Source organism: Massilimicrobiota sp. An80, assembly GCF_002159255.1.
Lineage (GTDB): Bacteria > Bacillota_I > Bacilli_A > Erysipelotrichales > Coprobacillaceae > Allocoprobacillus > Allocoprobacillus merdigallinarum.
Genome location: NZ_NFHI01000005.1, coordinates 53,852 through 73,626, shown reverse-complemented (window position 1 = coordinate 73,626; position 19,775 = coordinate 53,852). Strand labels below are relative to the sequence as shown.

Here is a 19,775-nt window from a genome sequence, read left to right as displayed (position 1 = left end):
AGCAATACAATGAATTGTTAACTATACCGGTATAGTTTAGAATGTGATATACTATCTTTAAGGAGTTGATCAATATGACCAAATATGAACGTTTAGCTCAATCATTAGAACAAGATATCATGCAACAGATTTATAAACAGGGAGAACGTCTGCCTTCGATTGGAACTATGGCTAAAAAACAAGGATGTAGTAAAGAAACAGTGATCAAGGCTTATCAATTATTAATTCATCAACATTTGATTTATGCCAAAGCACAAAGTGGCTATTATGTACTCGGTTCCCCTATCTTACCAATATCCAACACAAAAGAATTTTCACTAGAAACAGGGAATCCTGCAATCAAAGCAACATCTTTAGAAGATGCCAAACATTGCTTATCTTTAGCTATTGAAGAATATAGAGAATCTTCATTGAACCTGTCTTTACAAGGTGTTCAATCTTTACGCCAGACTTTAGCCGACTTCTTTTTTGACATGGGCATTTATACTCAAGAAAGTTCTATCTATCTGATTCAAGGTGTCACACAAATGTTATCTTTTTTATCGGCTATTGATTTTCCTAATCAGCATACATATATTCTGATTGAAGAACCAACATATAGTTATTATGTTCAATTTTTAAAATCTCAATCATTGCCTGTTTTGACAATTACCCGTGATGAAAATGGTATTGATTTAACTCAATTACAATATCTCTTTCAACATTATGACATTAAATTCTTTTATACCATTCCACGTAATCACAACCCTTTAGGAACAACTTATTCTACCTCTATGCGTCAAAAAATTGCGCAACTGGCTTTAAAGTATAACGTCTATATTATTGAAGATGATTACTTTGGGCATTGTTCATCAACATCACATTATTTACCACTCTATTATTATATGGAAGGACAAAACTGTATTTATCTAACAAGCTTTTCAAAAACAATTCCTTATTTACGTATTGGTGCTGCGATTATTCATAAAGACTTTAAAAACACATTTGAAAAATTGAGTCATCAATCCTACTATTATTCTTATCAATTACCATCATTAATTTCTCAAGCCACTTTAGAATCCTACATTAAAAGCTCACTTTATAAAAAACAAACTCAGCAACTACAAAATCATTTAAAAAAAGATTATCAGATTATCAAAAAAGTCACTCAAAACTGGGATTCACAACTGATTCAAGTGATTTCCAGCTATTCTGGTTACTATTTAACCATTCAATGTCTTGTTGATATCAATCTTGATTTATTTCAAACCAGACTCCAACAAAAACATATCAAAATTGCCCGTAATGAAAGATGTTTTTATGATCCTTCCCATTTTCATCCTTCGATTCGTTTAAGTCTAGCAAGAATTGATAGTCATGATTTAAAAGAAGCTTTACAAATCTTTTATCAAGTTTTTTTAGACATGTTATAAAAATTTCTTTTTCTTAAATAAAACAATCAATCCAATCACAACAATACAGCTTAATACAATCACAGCTGGATAACCGTATATACTTTTTAATTCAGGCATATTTTCAAAATTCATCCCATACCATCCTGCAATTAAAGTCAATGGCATAAAGATCGTTGTGACAACAGTAAAAAATTGCATTGTTTTATTCAGTTTATAGTCTTCTCTAGACTGATGAGCACTATGAGCCTGATTCAGGATTTCTCTTAACATTTCTACATTTTTTGATAAACGCTCAATACGACGTGTAAAGATTTCAAAATATCTTGAATCATCATCTTCAAAAATATGATGATGATTCATTTCTAAATCTTCACCTATCGTCATGAAGTTTTCATAATAATTTTGTAATAACAGCAATTCTTTATTTAACTGTCTTAACTGATTTGTAAAATGCATGGAATCTTCTTCTTGTGTTTCTAGTTCCTCAATTTCATTTTGAAGTTCTTCAAGATACTGATAATCAGCAGCGAGAAGATCACTTAAAAAATAATAAACAAGTCTTGTAATAGAAACTTCTTTTTGTAAAACATAATCACTGGATGATTGAAAAACCTGATTGATGTGATGATCTTCATCATCAATCACAACAACCAAAAATATATTTTTAAAGATAAATAACGCTAATGAATCTTTCTTTACAAAAATATCTCTTGCATTAATCAAATGAACCAAACCAAAATAATAATGATATGCTGGAATAATCATATTTTGATGAAATAATGAAGGATCTTCTAAACGTTGAATAGCAGCTTCATCAATGCCAAACTCCTGATAACAGGACTTGAGTTCTTCTAAATCCATCATCGCAATATAACGATGTTCCTCTTGAATATCATGAATATTAACAATTTCTTTTTGATGATCAACCTGATAAATCATAACTTTCCTCCTAACAAAAAAGAAATAGAGTTTCCCCTATTTCTTTGTATCAATTAAATCTAATAAATCTTGTACTGTTGTAATTTTCAACAGTTCATCATCTTGAAACTCAACACCAATTTCTTCTTCTAATTCAAAGACTAAATCAACCAAATCCAATGAATCAATACCTAAATCTTTAAAAGAAGATTCTTTTGTTAATTCCTGACCTTTTAATTTAGATGATAATCTCTCTTTTATTTTATCAAAATAATCCATTCCTTATTCACCTCATTTTCATTATAATCATATCTTTTAGAAAACACAATCTCTTTTCTTACATAAAAGCTTCTTTATGATTCAAAACATAATTCAGACTTAACATTTCTAAATCTTCTTTTAACTGCAAAAACTCCTGATCCAATAAATCAAACAACCATGAAATTTCACTATAATCCAAGTTTTTCAATTCTTCTATTCTTAATTGCTGATTTTCTGGGACAATCCCTTCATGAAAAATACCATTGCCTCTATCCAAAATCAAAGCAGTACGTTTGGCATTCATTTCTAGTAATGCTTCCACTGTTTCATTAGCATAATTTCCTGATGGCTCTTTGTAATAGGTTTCTATACCACCACTACCCATCATCAAAACAAAAGTCTGACAGAGATAGAAAACTCTTTCGATTCCATTCAATTCATTTAATAAATCTCCGTTTTCACACTTTTGAGAAATCACATTATATAAATCTATGACAATTTGACTATCATCTTCTCTAGATACAATCTCACTGGCCTGTAAAGTCAAATCATCTAATACATCTTCTACTGTTGGCATATTCACACCTCCTATCTTTATTTTATACTTTTTGAGTGAAAAAGTATATAATATCCCTTTATCTTTCCTATAAACATAAGCTATAATAAATGCATGGAAAAAGAAATCTTAAAAATATTAAAACAACACCAAAATGAATATATTTCTGGACAAGATATTTGTGAAAGTTTAAATGTGTCACGTATGACAATATCAACATGTATAAAAAAATTAAAAGAGAAAGGATATCATATTTTATCATCGACAAAAAAAGGATATTGTTTAACTGACGATAATGATGTGATCTTGATTGATCATATCAAAGCACAGATTCCTGATTTTTTTAAGAACATTGAGTATTTTGATGATATTGATTCAACCAATGATTATTTAAAAAGATCACCTCATCAACAGGGAGATATTGTCATTGCCCAATCACAGACAAAAGGAAAAGGAAGAAATGGAAAAAGCTTTCATTCCCCTCAACAAAAAGGGATTTATTTATCTTTTGTCTTAAAACCCGATCTGACCATTTATGATTCTTTAAAAATCACTGCATGCCTGGCTGTATCGCTAGTCAAAACGATTGAAAAAAATTATCCTGTTTACCCTCAAATCAAATGGGTTAATGATATTATGATTCAGGATGTAAAGGTTGCAGGTATTTTATGTGAAGCAAGTCTTGAAATGAATACAGCTCGTATTGAAAATATGATTGTCGGTATTGGTATCAATGTTCATTCTTATACAATGCCTAATGAACTACAAAATATTGCAGGCTGTATTGAAGACTTTTGTACAACAAAAGTTTCTCGTGATCAGCTCATTATAGATTTTTTTCATATTTTCTATCAAGATTACCAAAACTTACAGACATCTTCATTTCTTGATTTTTATCGTCAGCATTCTTATATTTTACATCAAAATATTACCGTCTATGAAAATAATCAGACCTATACAGCTTATGTTTTAGATATTCATGATGATGCATCATTAAAGATTCAAACTGAAAAAGGCATCAGTCAGCTTTGTTCTGGAGAAGTTTCTATACGAAAAAAAACATCGTCGTAACGATGTTTTTTTATGGCTTTAAATAAGTTTCAATATGTTCCTGATTCAAATCTTCTCCAATGACAATCACAATATCCTGTCCATCAGATATAGGTTGTAAAGAGATATGATCTTGAGTGGCATTCAATTCCATCCATTGTTGATTTTCAGATATAAATCCTTTGATACGAAAAACATGTCCACATGACAAATCATGAAAAATAGAATCAATAGCTTTCTTGAATTCTGTCTGATTCAAGCGATTATTCATAAAATATAATGATGTATATGCTTTTTGATAATCAATCTCATGTTTCATATAATCACTCAACACATAACTTTTATTCATAAAACTTTGGAAATCTTCGTCCGTCCATTGCATCCAATGTGTATCAAAATCCGTTTCTTGAAGCACTCTTTGACATTGTACATCATAAAGAGATTGTTGAATGAAATGAATTGTCTGCTTCACTTCTTCCAAACTGGCTTCCTGATAATGACTCAATAAAATACATCCTGCATGAGCAACTTGAGAAGCTAATAAAAAACGTGAAGTCTTTGATAAATGCTGTTCAATTTGAGCATTGACAACAGCAAAAACATTTCCTATTTCATACCAGTTTTCTAATGGCTCTTCATGTAAGACATCAAAGAATTCATCAACATCATATATACCAGATGGTTCAACCAAAAGATAATCATATTTTAACATGCCCTTTGAAATGAGTTTGGTCTTGAAACGTCTTTGATGCGTTTGGCGATCACAACCACCTGCAATCATTTCTAAATCACATTGTGTACCTAATGATTCCTGTAAAAGCATCATATCCACATTGACAGCGCCAAAGTCATTTTCAATGATACCCACTTTATATCCCTGCTTCACCAGATAACTGGCATAATGTTTAATAAATGTAGTCTTTCCTGAACCTAAAAAACCAGTAATTAAATCTACCTTTGTCAAATTACCATCTCCCTTCATTTATGGAATTATCTTTTATAAACATGTTCAAATGAGTGTCATAAAAAGAAGCTCATTAATTATTGATTCTATCTGTATTTAATCAGTTTAATAAACACCCCCATCAAAAATCATAATACCACTTTTCATGAATCTATTGAATTATAATCATACTTAAACATTGATAAGTTGAATAACTTGTCTATAACATCATATAGACTTGTGATTATATGGCATATTTTAACATATTTTTTAATATTCTACTACTTTCATGATCATGAAAAAAGAGGGAATGGACATGTTCCCTCTATACGTTTATTCATTTGTTCCCATACTCATCGTTTCAGGCAATGTACTTCCACCATCAATAACAAACTGTGAACCAGTGATATAACTTGACTCATCACTACCTAAAAATGCAAATAATTCTCCAACTTCTATTGGTTTGGCAAGTCTTCCCATTGGAACGCCTTTGGCAATATCAGCAATTGCACTTTCTGGATCATCTGGGTTTGATTCTACTGCCATCTTTTCAACCATTGGTGTTCTGGCATAACCAAGTTGTGAACAGTTCACACGAATATGACGACTGGCATATTCAACAGCTAGACATTTTGTTAAACCAACCAGAGCTGCTTTTGTCATGGCATAAGCTGCTTCTCCTGCATCAGCCACAATATCTCCAGTCACGGAAGAAGCAATCACAATACTTCCTTTCCCTTGTTTTAACATATAAGGAATGACTGCCTGACAGGTATTCCATACACCTTTGATATTGACATCAATATGAAAATCTCTCATTTCATCACTCATTTGTTCAAATGGTGCTAAGCGACAAACTCCAGCATTACAGCAGGCAATATTGACTTCACCAAAAACATCCACTGTTTTTTGCACAGCTTCTTTCATTTGTGCTTTATCAGCGACATTGCCTACATATGTAATAATATCAGCCTGATATTGATCACGTAGCTTTTGAGCTGTCTGTTCAACATCTTTCGATAAATCAATCATACAGATTTTAGCTCCATATTTCACATAGGCTTCTGCAATACCTTCACCCAATCCAGCAGCCGCTCCTGTAATGATTGCAACTTTTCCATCTAATTTTCCCATAAATTCATGTCTCCTTTATTATTATCTATATCTTTATTGTAATCCTTTTGAACATAACACTCAAACATTTCATGTCTGATTTATATTTTCTATATCCAGTCGCTTCATATATTGAAGCGGAACCTTTTTCACGAGCCAGATATAATTAGCTGAAAGATAAAAAATAATGCCATCCTGATACATTTGTTTCGCATCAATTTGATAGATAACAGGTTCTCCATGTCTTTTTCCTACTTTTATAGCTGTTTCAACATCAGTCGATAAATGAACATAAAGTCGCGATTTAGAAATCAAACCTTGCTGTTGAATAGAAGATACATACTTTTTAGCTGTTCCATGATATAAAATATCAGGTGGCACTGCATGTTTGAATTCAATATCAACAGGTATAGAATGACCCTGATTAGCGCGAATCAAAGTATGATCTTCATTAAAAGCATATCTTTGTTTTGAATCAGTGCGAACAATCTCTTCTAATATCTCTCGTTGAAATTGTGGATATCTTTTTTGAATACCTTTGATTAATTCATCTACATGTGCCCAGCCATGTTCATCTAAGGTTATCCCTGCCTGTTCAGGATGATGACGTAACAGTAATGCCATGTAACGACTTATAGGTGTCAATTTCATATTTACTTAAACCCTCCTGACTTTCTTTTTGAAATGCTGTTCATAAATATAGCGATATCTTGCTACATCTTTTTCAACATAACAGAATTTATTGATGATATCGTTTAAATTGAATTTTGATTTCAAATTTATTATACAAGAAAATCATATTTCTTAATAATATTTTCTATGAAGCATTGATAAATAATGATATGAATAAAGTCATTTGATGGGTGTATTTGAAAATTAATTTGAAATATGATAAAGTTTAGACATTCTTGATTAAAATCAGGAGAAGGGAGAAAAAATGGAAAAATTATTTAAATTGAAAGAAAATGGAACGACTGTTTCAACAGAAGTGATGGCTGGAATTACAACATTCTTTGCGATGGCTTATATTATTGCAGTCAATCCAAATACATTATCACAAGCTGGAATGGAATGGGGAGCTGTCTTCTTAGCTACAATTATTTCTGCAGTGGTTGGAACTTTAATTATGGGACTTGTAGCAAATGTTCCTTATGCTCAAGCACCTGGAATGGGATTGAATGCATTTTTCGTTTATACAGTATGTTTTCAATTACAATTCACATGGCAACAAGCCTTATCAATGGTTTTTATTTGTGGTTTGATTAATATTTTCATTACTGTTACAAAGATCAGAAAAATCATTATTAAGGCTATTCCACAATCTTTACAAAATGCTATTGGTGGTGGAATTGGTGTCTTTATTGCTTATTTAGGTTTCTTAAATGTTGGTTTTATTACATTTGATAGCGGTGTTCCTGCCATTGCTACATTAAATCAACCTGTTTTATGGATTTTCTTAATTGGATTGGTTTTAGCAGCTATTTTAACATTAAAAAATGTGAAAGGTGGTATTTTAATTGCGATTATTGTCACAACTATCTTAGGTATTCCTTTTGGTGTGACAACCACAACAGATACTGTTAGCTTTAGTGAAGCATTAAGTGCTTTACCTTCAACATTTGGTGTTATTTTTACATCTGAAGGTTTACCTTCATTATTTAGTGATCTGTCTCGTTTACCTTTAGTTTTAATTACTATTTTTGCATTTAGTATGTCAGACACTTTTGATACAATTGGTACATTTATTGGAACTGGTAGACGTAGTGGTATTTTCTCTGAAGAAGATGAAAAAGCATTAGAAACAAGTAGTAGATTCAGTTCTAAAATGGATAAAGCATTGTTTGCGGATGCAACTGCAACATCTATTGGAGCTATTTTTGGAACTTCAAATACAACAACTTATGTAGAAAGTGCTGCTGGTATTGGGGCTGGGGGTCGTACAGGGTTAACATCTGTTGTCACAGCCATCTGCTTTGCTTTAAGTGCCTTTTTAGCAACTTTTGTCAGTGCCATTCCTTCAGCTGCAACAGCACCAGCATTAATTATTGTTGGATGTATGATGGTTTCATCATTTGCTGAAATTGACTGGTCAAATTTAGAAGATGCGATTCCAGCTTTCTTTGCAGGTATCTTTATGGCTCTTTGTTATAGTATTTCTTATGGTATTGCCAGTGCCTTTATTTTCTATTGTTTAATTAAAATCTTTAAGAAACAAGCCAAAGATATTCACCCTATTATTGCTGGTGTTGCATTATTATTTATCTTAAACTTTGTCTTACTTGCGATTATTTAATACAAAAAATTCAGGAGTTGACTCATCAGAGCAACTCCTTTTTCATAGAAATATTTAGCTATTATATTTGAGACGAATATATTGAACAAGTTCTTCGTATTGATGTTTTAATAAAAACGGATTATCTAATAGTTGTTCTATAAGTTCTTTGGCTTCTAATTGAGAATGATTTTTGATAATCATGTCTACCTGTGCTTTATATTCATTGAGATCCTTAATAATATAATAAGAATGTGATAATCTTATTTTTTTCATGACCTCTTTGATAACACAGATATCTTCTAATGAATCCATAATCTTTTTCAAATCATCATATTGAATACATTCATAAATACCCATATCATATATATCAACAGTATCGTTTTCATCATCATGATAAAATTCTCTTGTCTGATCGTTTTCAACATAATATATTTTATTATTAATTTGTTCAACAACACTTTCAACATAGGCATTATATTTTTGCAAGGCATTTTGTATATCTTTTTGTGAAGCCTCCTGATTGATAAGCTTTTGATAAATGGAATAAGGAATTTCATGATATGTGATATGAGCATGAAGATAGTCATTATACCTTTTTTGTAGAGCATCTGGCTTTGATGTAAAAGAAAGTTTATAAAAATAATCATCGAGCTTTGGTAAGTGAGGCTCAACATCATCAATATTGCTGTAACCCAACCATAAAAGAACATTTGTTATTTTGGGGGTAAAAATTGCATCATGGTGTTTTAACAAACTTTTGTGATCAGCCAAGAAAAAGTCTTGAAAAATGCTAGATACAATACTTTTTAATGCAAAACCTTGCTTATCATAGACAAATGTGATAGGGCTCTTTTTTTGCATGAAATGCAACTCTAAATGATAAGAAAAATTCTGATTCAGAAACTGACAATATGCATCAATAATTTCTTTAACAAGCTTATGAGCCATATTTCTTATTTTATAAAGTTCATCATTTTTCATGACTTGTCTTAAATCACGTAAAGTATGAATATTTGCTCTTTTGAGGCAATTGTAACTACGGACACTTAATCCTAGTTCTTCAATAGGTGTATGAAGCAATTCATAAGGTATATTTTCATCAGATGACTGATAAACATAGCCTTTTGCTTTTAATAGAGTATACAATAATGAATCTGGATGTAATTGTTCTTTTAAAACAAGTTCTTTGATTTCATCTTCTATGATCTTTTTAAAATCCATGCAATGATGAATGTCTTGAAATTGAGAAAAGTTTTTATAATTTCCATAATCACGTGATGATGGATAAAATTGTAAAAATCGTAATGGATCCATATCTAAATATTGAGCTATTTGGCAGTAGTCGTGACATTCTTCTTGACCAATGCCGTAATAATACTGGTTATCAACAGTCGAACAGGATACAGTTTCTTTTTGTTGAGAAGTCAAATGAATATCTTCATGATTGTAAATGCTGACATAGGCATCATAACCATCCATAGCTGCTATTTCATATTTTTGATTTAAATATTCTTTAATATAATATCTCATAGTCTTTCTCCTACATAGCAAACAACGCTTTCAAATCTTCTGTTGATAATGAAGAAATATTTCCATCACTGTTTTCTACAAACATGTCTGCTAATTCTTTCTTCTTAGCCTGTAAGATTTGAATTTTTTCTTCAATACTCTCTTTCATAATCAATTGATGAACCATAACATTATGATGTTGTCCAATGCGATAAGCTCTATCCGTTGCCTGATTTTGTGCAGAAATGTTCCACCATGGATCATAGTGGATAACAGCCTGTGCCTTTGTTAGATTAAGTCCTGTTCCTCCTGCTTTTAAAGAAATCAAAAAGACATCAGCCTCACCCTCTTGAAAACGCTGTACAAGTTCTCGTCTTGTTTCCTTAGAAGTTCCACCAGTTAAGATAAAATAACGAATGCCATTTAATTTTAGTTCTTCTTCCATCAAATCGAAGACTTTTGTAAAAGATGAAAATAATAAGACTTGTTGATGGTTGGCTTTATAATTACAAATCAAATCCATACAAGCTTTCATCTTAGATGAACTTTGATAAATATTATCATATATCATTCTTGGTTCACAGCAGATTTGTCTCAGTTTTGTCAACATTGATAAAATCACAATCTTATCAACTTTTTCCATTTGAAATATTTCTTGAAGCTGAGTATTAATTTGAGCAAGATTGGCAAAATACAATTCACTTTCCTGTTGTGTAAAAGGAATCAATTGTGTTTTTTCTATCTTATCAGGCAATTCTAATAAGACATCTTTTTTGTTTCTTCTTAAAATAAATGGTGAAACCATTTTTTGAAGTTGTTGAATTTTCTTTTGATCTTGATTTTTGACAATATCTGTTTCAAATTTCTTTTGAAAATAATGGTAATTATATAAATACTGTGGCATTAAAAAATCAAAGACTGACCATAATTCAGCTAGTGAATTTTCTATAGGTGTTCCTGACAGTGCTAATTTATGCAGAGCATGGAGTTGTTTAACAGATGTTGCATTTTTTGTTTTCTGGTTTTTGATATATTGCGACTCATCAAGAATCACGTATTCGAACTCAATAGCATCATATAACTCTATATCACGACGCATATAATCATAAGAAGTGACATAAAGATGTTTACCACAAATCGCATGTATCATCGTTTTTCTTGTATTCGCATCCGATACAATGCATGTCACTGGTAAAGTTTGAGAAAACTTATGAACTTCATCTTCCCAGTTATAAATTAACGAAGAAGGACACACAACTAAGCTTGGTTTATCTGTTTCCAATTGATCCAACAAAGCAATCACCTGTAATGTTTTACCTAGCCCCATATCATCAGCCAATATCCCATTAAATCCCAATTCGTAAAGTGTTCGTAACCATTGATAGCCTTCTTTTTGATAATCTCTCAATAGTTGATTGTAGTATGGTGTTAAAGGATAAAGATGTTGTGTATGCTGATGGAATTGTTGAATAAGTTTTTGAAAGGATTCATCTCGTTCAATTTGTATATGTTGTAATTCTGTTGCATTATTATCCAATGCAAATACACGATTTTTATTTAAAGTCAGACTTCCATTTTGAATATCATTCGCATTGATATGATATTCATCCATAAATTTTGATAATTCTTCCAAATCAGGTGATTCAAGATAAAGAAGTTCACCACTTTTTAAACGATGAAATTTCTTTTTACGACGATATTTTGATAAAACTTCAGCAATTTCCATTTGTGGAATTTGAGTACTTTTCATATCTAAAGATATAAGATCATGGTCAACTTTAACACCTACCTGAATCTGATAATGAACTGGTCTTCCCATCTTCTTTAATGCTTCTGAAATATATATTTCACTGTATTGTTGGAGAAATTCAATACCTGTATGCATAAATTCATATGTTTTTTCATCATAACTATTAAAATAGGCACAACCATTCTTTTCATCAATTTGCTGACAATGTTCACGAAAATATGTTTCTACAATATCCTGTTGAACGGTTGTCATTAAATCATTTTGAAAAGCATGAATTCGATTTTGATTTTCATCTTCATAATAAATCTTAAAATAAATTTGTTCATTTTCATTCATATCACCATATATTTTAATGAAAGTATAAGATGACTGGATAAGTTCAAAATCACATTCTAAATCAAAAGAATTTTGCATAGGTGTCCATACATATTTATAAAAGTCATCAAAATCTTCTTCTTTAATAAAGATAGGTTCTTTAAGTAAATGAAGTAAAGCATCAAAAGATTTATCATTTAAATTTATCTGAAGACGTTGAATATTTGTCTGTGAATCAGATTTTGAAATAAAATAAATATAATGATTACCATGATAAAAGACATTTTCATCTGTGACACGAAGTATATAGTAATGATTGTCTTTGATTAATCGCACTTTGATAGCATAATCAATATTTTCAAAATGGCAATGATTTAAATCTAATTCTTTATAGACATCATAAAATTCATCAATAAATTCTGTATGAATATATAAATATCTTCCTATATTGAAATCTCTTCGAAAATCAAAGAAGTAGTTATCACGATAAATTTTATTCATTGTATTTTTAGCATTTTTAAGAAAATCAATCTGTTTTAATGCTTCATCTGTAAAAGATTCACGTGTATGAACAAATTGTAGAAATTTGCCATATTTGACCTGCTCCTCATTCTCTATATGTTCCAAGAATTCATCAATATTCTTAATAATGTATTTTTTCGTATTACCAATCTTATATTCTAAATATAAATCATCATCGTCATTATAAAAAGAAGGTGTTAATTGATATTTTTCATGAGAAATTGATGAGTTTACCTGATTATGATAATATTCTTTATTTTGTTGAATTAAATTATTTGTTTCTAAAGCTCTTAAAGCATAAGCACGCTGAAGTTGTTGTTGGCGATGTTCTTCTTGTCGCTTTTTTTCTTCTTCAATTTGAGAATTGGTATAGTGGTATGGAAAAGATGGAATCTCCAGTTGATTTAACTTCAATAAAACTGTACCAATATGAGCACATGGGCTCCCATCGCGGCACCAGATACATTCACAATTGTAATCAGTCAAACTATACTCCTCATCAAAGGAAAAAGAACATTGAAACTCTTCACTTCTAACTCTCACGACAGCATCAACATGATATCCATTTTCCACTTGTTCAAGATCAATGCTTAAAACATTGTCATAACGATCATAACTTTTAGCAATAGATATATTATTTGGATTAGAAAATAAAGTTAATAAATTAAAATCAGTTTTCATAGATGAATTCTCCTTATATGTGCACATTATATCATATTTTATCATAATAAAAAGAGCCATATCATGACTCTTTGAAAATGTTTTGATTACAGATTCACAATTTCCTGTTCCAGCTTACAATTGTGCTTTAACATATAACTGATGACTTCTAAATGATATTTCTCCTGTAATTTTTCTAATCGACGTCTATCATTTTGCGTTAAGGATTTACAATAAGCCTGATAGTGCTGTAATGTGGGAATATCCATGCCAAGCATCTCAAAAGGAATCTGTGTTTTTTCTTTTAAATGATAATAGATATAAAAGCCTCCTGCATCAATATCACCAAAATGATAAAACTTTAGATGGGGATAAAGCGCATATATTTTTGTCAGCAACGAACGTCTTAAAGCATTATGATAACCACCTAAGTAAATCACAAGTGTATTATCTAAAACAGTATCATAAAATGAAGTCAGATTTTCAATGGTCAAAACATTCTGATCTTGGATATCCAAGATATGTAATTGTTCTATATTTTCACTCATCAAAGAAAAGGGACTTTTTAAACGCCCTAAATCAATGACTTGACCATTGAGTTCAATGACCATGCGTCCCCTTAAATAGAGAAAACCAGGATTTTTCATAATATTGAAATATGCAAAAGCATCATCTTCATCCGCAAAACTTTCCGGACAGTAATCAAATAAAATATGTAATAAACGTGTTTTGATAACTTCTAAACGTTTAGAATCTTTTAAAATTGCTAAAGAAAACTTTCTTAATGAAATTTCATGACTTTGTAATGGCAAAGCTTTCAAAACTGTAAAAATATCCTTAATTTCCAAAATATCATCAAGATTCAAATAACGATAAACCGACTGAAATAAAGAAAGCTTTTTTAACATATCGATACGAAAAGTCTCCAACCATTCATATGAAAATGTTGTCTGTTCCAATAGCTGAATAACTGTCTTTCTTGTTTCTAAAGAAAAAGTTCGATTTGCATATTGATAGGCTTTTTCAATATAAAACAAAGAAAGCTCAATATCATCAATACCATCTAGATCCATTGATAAACTCACGATATGTAATTCTCTTAAATCATGAAGTGCTTCATCAATCAACAAACGTTCATGATAATAATCACTGTTATCATATTTAGGAAACAGTTTACGCACTGGTGTATGAATACGTAAATGTTTATCTGAGCCTTGTTTAGACAAAACACTGCGTTCATATTTATCTAATAAATGATTTAAAACCAATTTTCCATATTTATTCATGAATGATTTCCTCGACAAAAGAATGATCTCCAGATTTGATAATCGCTAAAGTGGTATCAACATAAGGCATAATTGTACTAGCCCTATCAGGTGGAACTGCAATAATAATCTGAACATTGAGTTCATTATAAAATTTCATCATAGATTGAATCCTTGTTTCATCCATATTATTAAATGCTTCATCAAATAAAACAACACATCCTGAATCTTCCTGATATCGTTGCTTAATAAGCTGTTCAAAGCTTGAAGCAATCACAACATAAAATGGTGTCTGTGTCTCTCCACCTGATTTTTCACGATTGACCTTAGAAAACTTTGTGAAATCACCATTTTCATGAGTTATCTTGATATCATAATCAAGATATTCACGATAGTCTGTATATTTTCTGAGTAACTTTTCTCCACTTTCATTATCATCTAATAAAGCCATTTGTTTAAACAGCTCATCCATAACATGACGATTTTCTTGTGATAACGTCGTAACAAATAAATTGTCGCTGTTATATTGCTGGTTTGTACTGATGATATCATAATATTGTCGATATTCTGGTCGACGACTTGGATTGACTTCAAATTCATAGTGATCTCCATTAAAGTTTTTATTTTTTAATCCTTTATTCAGTTCCTGAATGTCTTTTTTAGCCTGTTGAATCTTTTCGTAAAGCCTTGAAATAAATGATTCCTGGAAAGACATTTCACACTTCATGCGTGCCTGACGAACATCTTCCTGTCGCTTCACAATTTCGATATCTCTTAACTGATAATACATCGTTAAATAGGCATCAATGTTTTCAACACTTTCTTCATAACCCATTTTAGCTTCATGATTAAATGTACGCATATGATATTCCACATCTTTTTGATCTTTGACAACTTGTGCATTATCCTCATTGATTCGCGATTGAAGCTGATGATTGATTGTCTGATACTGATATCTGCCATAACGTTTTTGGTAACGTTGTTTGATTTTTTCAACTTCTGGATCAAGTGTTACAGGAAGTGGTGGTAAAGATGACAAAGTCTGTTCCAAAGATTCTAAAGACTTCTGGTTATTTTCCATGCTGACTGTTTCATAACTATATTGATTTTGTTTCTCTGTCAGCTGATTTTGAACTGTTTTCAATTCTTTTTGAAGATGTTCAAGCTGGAACATCAAAGTCATAATGGAATCATCTTCTTCAATCTCACTTAAGCGTGTTTTTAAATCCTGAATTTGTTTTTCAAGCAGACGATAATCATCAATAATATAGAAATTTCTAACAAGATCACTGATATGTGACTGTTCAATCCAATGGACAATTCTTGATGCATCCTGTTTTTGTTTTTCTATCTGTGTCATCTCTCGCTTTAAATCAGTTAATTTTTGATGAATGATCTGCTTTTGAATTTTCATGGCTTCCTGTCCTAGATATGGTTGTTGATAGATTTTAGGATTGATAGCTCTCACAGCATAATTTTGATAAACCATGCATGTCTTTGTGATTGCAATTGGATATTGTGTCAAATCTTCAACATGTTCAACACAATGAACCTTATTTAAAATCATATTGGCATAATTTTTGGCATAGCTATTATAACTTGTCACAAACTGTGCCAAGCTATTTTCTGCTGTTTGAGAATATTTCTGTAAAGGAATCACATTTACAATACCGACACCAAAAATATGATGTTCTGCTTTATATTGTTCATAAATTTGCATAGCTTTTTGAAAATAAACAGGTTCAATAATCAAATCAAAGCGCTGCGTATTGAGATAACCTTCAATAGCCTGACGCCATGATTCATCTGTTACTTCCAGATATTCACATAAAGGCTTAACTTCAACTTTTTGCTGAAAATATTCTTCCAGATTCACTGAAAGAACTTCGATTAATTCACTGACTTCTTTGCGATAATAAAAACGATTACGATTCAACAGTTCCATCTGTTTATTGAACTGCTGACTGGTTTCTCTAAGCTGTTTGAACTCATGATTATATTGAGCTATTTTTTGCATATTGACATTTCGTCTTTCATTTAAATCATTACGGATATCAAAAAGCTGTTCACTTAAATACTGACTATCATAATCTTGATTTTGAATACGTTCAACAAAAGTCTCTTTCATTCTTAAACGCTTTAACATTGTGATATCTTCCTGTAATTGTGATATATAGAACTGATAATCTTGAGATATCTGTTCAAAACGTCTTTGTTGCTGATGAAGATTTTCTTCTAGTTCTTTTTTTAAACGATAGCTTTCATTAGATTCAAGAGTACTTTCCAATTGAAAGACATCTTTTTGTAAACCATGCAACTGGTTTTGAATCAGAGATATCTGTTGTTTCATATCTTGAATCATTTTCTTATTTTTCGCGATACTCTGTACCAATTGTCCTTTTTGATAATTTAAGCTTTCTATATAAAACACATCTTTTACAAATTCATAATTTTTTAAATGTTTCATTGTTTTTTGATATTGCTGATATGTTTTTTCAATTTGTTCTAATAATTCCATACGTTTTTGTTGTTCTTTTAAGACATCACTTAAATGTCTATAAGCATGAATATTATTACGTAAATCATCAATTTTGACAGGATCTTCATTCAATAAAAAATCATAAATAAAATTATATACCTGATTAATAGGCTTAAATGCCAGGGCTCGAGGTATCAGTTCAAAATATTTTGAAGAGACACCTAAACTTTGTCTAAAAAGTGAAGGAACCTGACTCTTCTTATCTGCAAAATTGGCTTTAAGCTTGCGTTTTTGTAATTCTTTTCTAAATTCGTTACGATTATAGATATGTCGTTTATGAATAAACAAATCATCCTGTATATTTTGGTCTAAAACTTGAAAGAAGAGTTCCTTTTTAATATTGGCTTGACTTAATTCAAGGACGACGCCTATCAGTTGTGAACGTTTGGATGTTTCATCAAAATATTCTAAGACAATGTAAGAAACAACATCCCCAGTACGTAAAAATGGCTTACCTTCTCGTCCCAGTTTTCCACGCATATACCCTTCTATATTACGTTTTCCAGAATCATTGGCAGCACTGTTAAATTTGGCTTTCCCCGCAGTTAAAACATACTGAAGTGCATCCAATAATGTTGACTTACCTGTTCCATTTTCCCCTGTAATAACAACATTATTTTTGATTTCAATTGTTTCATTACTAAAAAGATGCCAATTAATAATCTTCATCTTCACGAGCTTCTTCACTTTTGTCACCACCTTGTCTGCTGTATTCTGCTAATCGATGATCAATATCTTCTATCTGTTGAACTGGCAAAACATAGAGTATTGTTGGATAAATAATAATGATAGATTGATCATCATCGCTTTGTCCTGTTGTGTCAATAATATGATAACGTCTTAAAATACGCAATATGTCTCTCATTTCACCTTTATTGATGCGTTTTTCAAAAAGTCCTGTGGCAAGCATAGCGTCATGAAGTTCTTCCATTGTCATTGTAATCTGATCTATTAATGAAACTTCCTGCATCTTCTGATAATAGAATCTTCTTAAAAGCAATAAAACAATGGATTCATTTTTCTTCAATGTATAACGATTATAATTTTGTAAATTATATAAATTAATGACTTTATCTACTTGATGATGTTCTACAACATAATCCATTAATGCAAAGTATTGAACATATAAATCTAATTCACTAACAATTTTATAATAGTCATCCTGATCTTTAGGACGACTGGCACAGATATAATTATAACTCAATAATTTATTACACAAACGTGAAAATTCTTCTTTTTTCGAATCACTTAAACGTACATAGTGATTATAAAATGTTGTGGCCTGCTGATATTTATTCATGTCATCTCTCCTTCACCAAAAAGTCCTGAAAACGATAATGATTGATTATCACTTCTTCATTTAAAGGTTCTACCTGATATTTGGTCTGATAGCTAAATCCATAAAGATAAATAAAGACAAAATAAATCAAATCATTTTGTGTATCTAATGGTAATTGCGAACCTTTAAAAGGCCCATCCTTTAATAATAGCATCACTTTTTCTTCAATTTTTTTATGAGAATAATTTTCTGATCTTTTGATTCTTTCTATAGATTCCATTTTTTTCTTTTCATCTAAAATGACAGTATCTTCGATTTGTGTTTTCATTGGTTTACTTATTTGACGAGGAACATATAAAGAATCACGATTAATCATCTGATTGATATAGATATTACCTAAATCATTAACATCATTTCCACTGGAAATAGATTTTATAATATTATTAATTTTTCCTTCAATATCATTTTGATTGTTTAATAAGAAAGTGATACGATGAATCGCTGATTCAATAAATTTATTATTCTTACTATCAATTTCCTGCATGATATCCTCAATATGTTCAAAAGATTGCATGATATATTCTTTCTGATTCATCAATAAATCATAAGCCTGATCATGTTCGATACCTTTTCTTTCCATAATATTATGAATAATCAAACTGACATAATCATGATTATCCATCACTTCCTGAATACGTGAAAGAATGCTCTGACGATATTTAGAAGGATTATCATAGGTTGTCAGATTGTAGTAGGCACGATCAATGATTTTTGTCTGATATTCCTGCAGTAAAGAATTTAATAATGCCTGCAAGTCATCTTTTATGCCATCATCTAATAGTTTTTGAATATATTTTTTGATATTGGAATTCAAATTTTTTAATTTATGAATTAAATCTTTGGTATTTTCATAAGCTGTTTCAAAAATCAAATCTCCTCGATGAATATCAAAGTTTTGAAATGATGTATATATATTATATATAAGTCCTGAATATTCTTCACTTTCTCTTACATCTTCTAAATGAAACAAACAATCCATAATCTGAATACTATAATCTTCAAAAGTGATAAACACTTCATAATTTTCCCCAACCTCTTCATGAATCCATCCACAATCCTTTAAACGCTTTAATACATACAAAGCCTTATCTCTAGAATTGTTTAAATTTTCTTCACTGTCAATCGTGGTAAGATGTGTTTCAAAGTAATCTTGAAATATCGTTAATAGCTGTTCCCTTGTACATGAAAAAGAAAGATCATTTTGAAATGACTGATAAGCTAAGTAAACACAATCTGACAATATACGCTTATTATCACCTATAAAAATATAGAAAAACTGACTTGGTATCACATCAAATAAATTATGCATAAATCTTCCCTTTCTCTCAATTATTCATATTATAGCATATAATGACATAAAAAACCG

General features: G+C 30.5%; 15 protein-coding genes. 3 read left to right on the top strand and 12 right to left on the bottom strand.

The window, feature by feature from the left end:
- The first annotated feature begins 74 nt into the window (after positions 1–74).
- The gene (locus B5G32_RS02630; protein WP_087935773.1) at positions 75–1,412 is read left to right on the top strand and encodes an aminotransferase-like domain-containing protein; all 1,338 of its coding nucleotides are present in this window, start codon (positions 75–77) and stop codon (positions 1,410–1,412) included.
- Here the strand turns inward: B5G32_RS02630 and B5G32_RS02625 are convergent.
- The 3 genes from B5G32_RS02625 to B5G32_RS02615 are packed head-to-tail and all read right to left on the bottom strand — an operon-like array spanning position 1,407 to position 3,150.
- Positions 1,407–2,333 carry a magnesium transporter CorA family protein gene (locus B5G32_RS02625; RefSeq protein WP_087303849.1) on the bottom strand — a complete coding sequence of 309 codons (927 nt, stop codon included), beginning with the start codon at positions 2,331–2,333 and terminating at the stop codon, positions 1,407–1,409. The two genes, B5G32_RS02630 and B5G32_RS02625, sit on opposite strands and share 6 nt — an antisense overlap.
- Before the next feature lie 36 nt (positions 2,334–2,369).
- Complete coding sequence (locus tag B5G32_RS02620; protein ID WP_087243132.1) at positions 2,370–2,591, bottom strand: acyl carrier protein; 222 nt, start codon at positions 2,589–2,591, stop codon at positions 2,370–2,372.
- A 58-nt stretch (positions 2,592–2,649) separates the two neighbouring features.
- A complete protein-coding gene (locus B5G32_RS02615; RefSeq protein WP_087303850.1) occupies positions 2,650–3,150 on the bottom strand; it encodes a DMP19 family protein in 501 nt (166 codons plus the stop codon).
- A 93-nt stretch (positions 3,151–3,243) separates the two neighbouring features.
- On the opposite strand from B5G32_RS02615, the gene B5G32_RS02610 reads away from it, so the two are divergent.
- On the top strand, positions 3,244–4,200 hold the full coding sequence (locus B5G32_RS02610; protein ID WP_087935772.1) for a biotin--[acetyl-CoA-carboxylase] ligase: 957 nt from the start codon (positions 3,244–3,246) through the stop codon (positions 4,198–4,200).
- Positions 4,201–4,210: 10 nt separating this feature from the next.
- On the opposite strand, the gene B5G32_RS02605 is transcribed toward B5G32_RS02610, so the two are convergent.
- From B5G32_RS02605 to B5G32_RS02595, 3 genes are all read right to left on the bottom strand, one after another.
- Complete coding sequence (locus B5G32_RS02605; protein WP_087935771.1) at positions 4,211–5,143, bottom strand: GTP-binding protein; 933 nt, start codon at positions 5,141–5,143, stop codon at positions 4,211–4,213.
- 312 nt (positions 5,144–5,455) lie between these two features.
- Complete coding sequence (gene ucpA / locus B5G32_RS02600) at positions 5,456–6,256, bottom strand: SDR family oxidoreductase UcpA (RefSeq protein ID WP_087935770.1); 801 nt, start codon at positions 6,254–6,256, stop codon at positions 5,456–5,458.
- Positions 6,257–6,325: 69 nt separating this feature from the next.
- On the bottom strand, positions 6,326–6,886 hold the full coding sequence (locus B5G32_RS02595; protein WP_087243128.1) for an RNA 2'-phosphotransferase: 561 nt from the start codon (positions 6,884–6,886) through the stop codon (positions 6,326–6,328).
- Positions 6,887–7,172: 286 nt separating this feature from the next.
- On the opposite strand from B5G32_RS02595, the gene B5G32_RS02590 reads away from it, so the two are divergent.
- Positions 7,173–8,528 carry an NCS2 family permease gene (locus tag B5G32_RS02590; protein WP_087935769.1) on the top strand — a complete coding sequence of 452 codons (1,356 nt, stop codon included), beginning with the start codon at positions 7,173–7,175 and terminating at the stop codon, positions 8,526–8,528.
- Between the two features lie 54 nt (positions 8,529–8,582).
- On the opposite strand, the gene B5G32_RS02585 is transcribed toward B5G32_RS02590, so the two are convergent.
- The 6 genes from B5G32_RS02585 to B5G32_RS02560 all read right to left on the bottom strand — a co-directional run bounded on the left by B5G32_RS02585 (position 8,583) and on the right by B5G32_RS02560 (position 19,718).
- On the bottom strand, positions 8,583–10,040 hold the full coding sequence (locus tag B5G32_RS02585; protein WP_087935768.1) for a DNA-directed RNA polymerase subunit alpha C-terminal domain-containing protein: 1,458 nt from the start codon (positions 10,038–10,040) through the stop codon (positions 8,583–8,585).
- Positions 10,041–10,050: 10 nt separating this feature from the next.
- Positions 10,051–13,287, bottom strand: a complete 3,237-nt coding sequence (locus B5G32_RS02580) for a DEAD/DEAH box helicase (RefSeq protein ID WP_158093957.1) — start codon at positions 13,285–13,287, stop codon at positions 10,051–10,053.
- A gap of 86 nt (positions 13,288–13,373) precedes the next feature.
- Positions 13,374–14,552 carry a Wadjet anti-phage system protein JetD domain-containing protein gene (locus B5G32_RS02575; protein WP_087935766.1) on the bottom strand — a complete coding sequence of 393 codons (1,179 nt, stop codon included), beginning with the start codon at positions 14,550–14,552 and terminating at the stop codon, positions 13,374–13,376.
- On the bottom strand, positions 14,545–17,757 hold the full coding sequence (locus B5G32_RS02570) for an ATP-binding protein (RefSeq protein ID WP_143746573.1): 3,213 nt from the start codon (positions 17,755–17,757) through the stop codon (positions 14,545–14,547). Before B5G32_RS02570 ends, B5G32_RS02575 begins: the two co-directional genes overlap by 8 nt.
- The gene (locus B5G32_RS02565; protein WP_087297467.1) at positions 17,726–18,370 is read right to left on the bottom strand and encodes a DUF4194 domain-containing protein; all 645 of its coding nucleotides are present in this window, start codon (positions 18,368–18,370) and stop codon (positions 17,726–17,728) included. The genes B5G32_RS02570 and B5G32_RS02565 overlap by 32 nt, the downstream gene beginning before the upstream one ends.
- 1 nt (position 18,371) lies before the next feature.
- Complete coding sequence (locus B5G32_RS02560; RefSeq protein WP_087935764.1) at positions 18,372–19,718, bottom strand: Wadjet anti-phage system protein JetA family protein; 1,347 nt, start codon at positions 19,716–19,718, stop codon at positions 18,372–18,374.
- Between the last annotated feature and the right edge of the window lie 57 nt (positions 19,719–19,775).

Excerpts from the sequence above, each read along its gene's own strand:
- B5G32_RS02625 (WP_087303849.1), bottom strand. The coding sequence starts at position 2,333 with ATGATTTATCAGGTTGATCATCAAAAAGAAATTGTTAATATTCATGAT.
- ucpA (WP_087935770.1), bottom strand. The coding sequence starts at position 6,256 with ATGGGAAAATTAGATGGAAAAGTTGCAATCATTACAGGAGCGGCTGCT.
- B5G32_RS02615 (WP_087303850.1), bottom strand. The coding sequence starts at position 3,150 with ATGCCAACAGTAGAAGATGTATTAGATGATTTGACTTTACAGGCCAGT.
- B5G32_RS02630 (WP_087935773.1), top strand. The coding sequence starts at position 75 with ATGACCAAATATGAACGTTTAGCTCAATCATTAGAACAAGATATCATG.
- B5G32_RS02620 (WP_087243132.1), bottom strand. The coding sequence starts at position 2,591 with ATGGATTATTTTGATAAAATAAAAGAGAGATTATCATCTAAATTAAAA.
- B5G32_RS02560 (WP_087935764.1), bottom strand. The coding sequence starts at position 19,718 with ATGCATAATTTATTTGATGTGATACCAAGTCAGTTTTTCTATATTTTT.
- B5G32_RS02580 (WP_158093957.1), bottom strand. The coding sequence starts at position 13,287 with ATGAAAACTGATTTTAATTTATTAACTTTATTTTCTAATCCAAATAAT.
- B5G32_RS02565 (WP_087297467.1), bottom strand. The coding sequence starts at position 18,370 with ATGAATAAATATCAGCAGGCCACAACATTTTATAATCACTATGTACGT.
- B5G32_RS02590 (WP_087935769.1), top strand. The coding sequence starts at position 7,173 with ATGGAAAAATTATTTAAATTGAAAGAAAATGGAACGACTGTTTCAACA.
- B5G32_RS02610 (WP_087935772.1), top strand. The coding sequence starts at position 3,244 with ATGGAAAAAGAAATCTTAAAAATATTAAAACAACACCAAAATGAATAT.
- B5G32_RS02575 (WP_087935766.1), bottom strand. The coding sequence starts at position 14,552 with ATGAATAAATATGGAAAATTGGTTTTAAATCATTTATTAGATAAATAT.
- B5G32_RS02585 (WP_087935768.1), bottom strand. The coding sequence starts at position 10,040 with ATGAGATATTATATTAAAGAATATTTAAATCAAAAATATGAAATAGCA.
- B5G32_RS02595 (WP_087243128.1), bottom strand. The coding sequence starts at position 6,886 with ATGAAATTGACACCTATAAGTCGTTACATGGCATTACTGTTACGTCAT.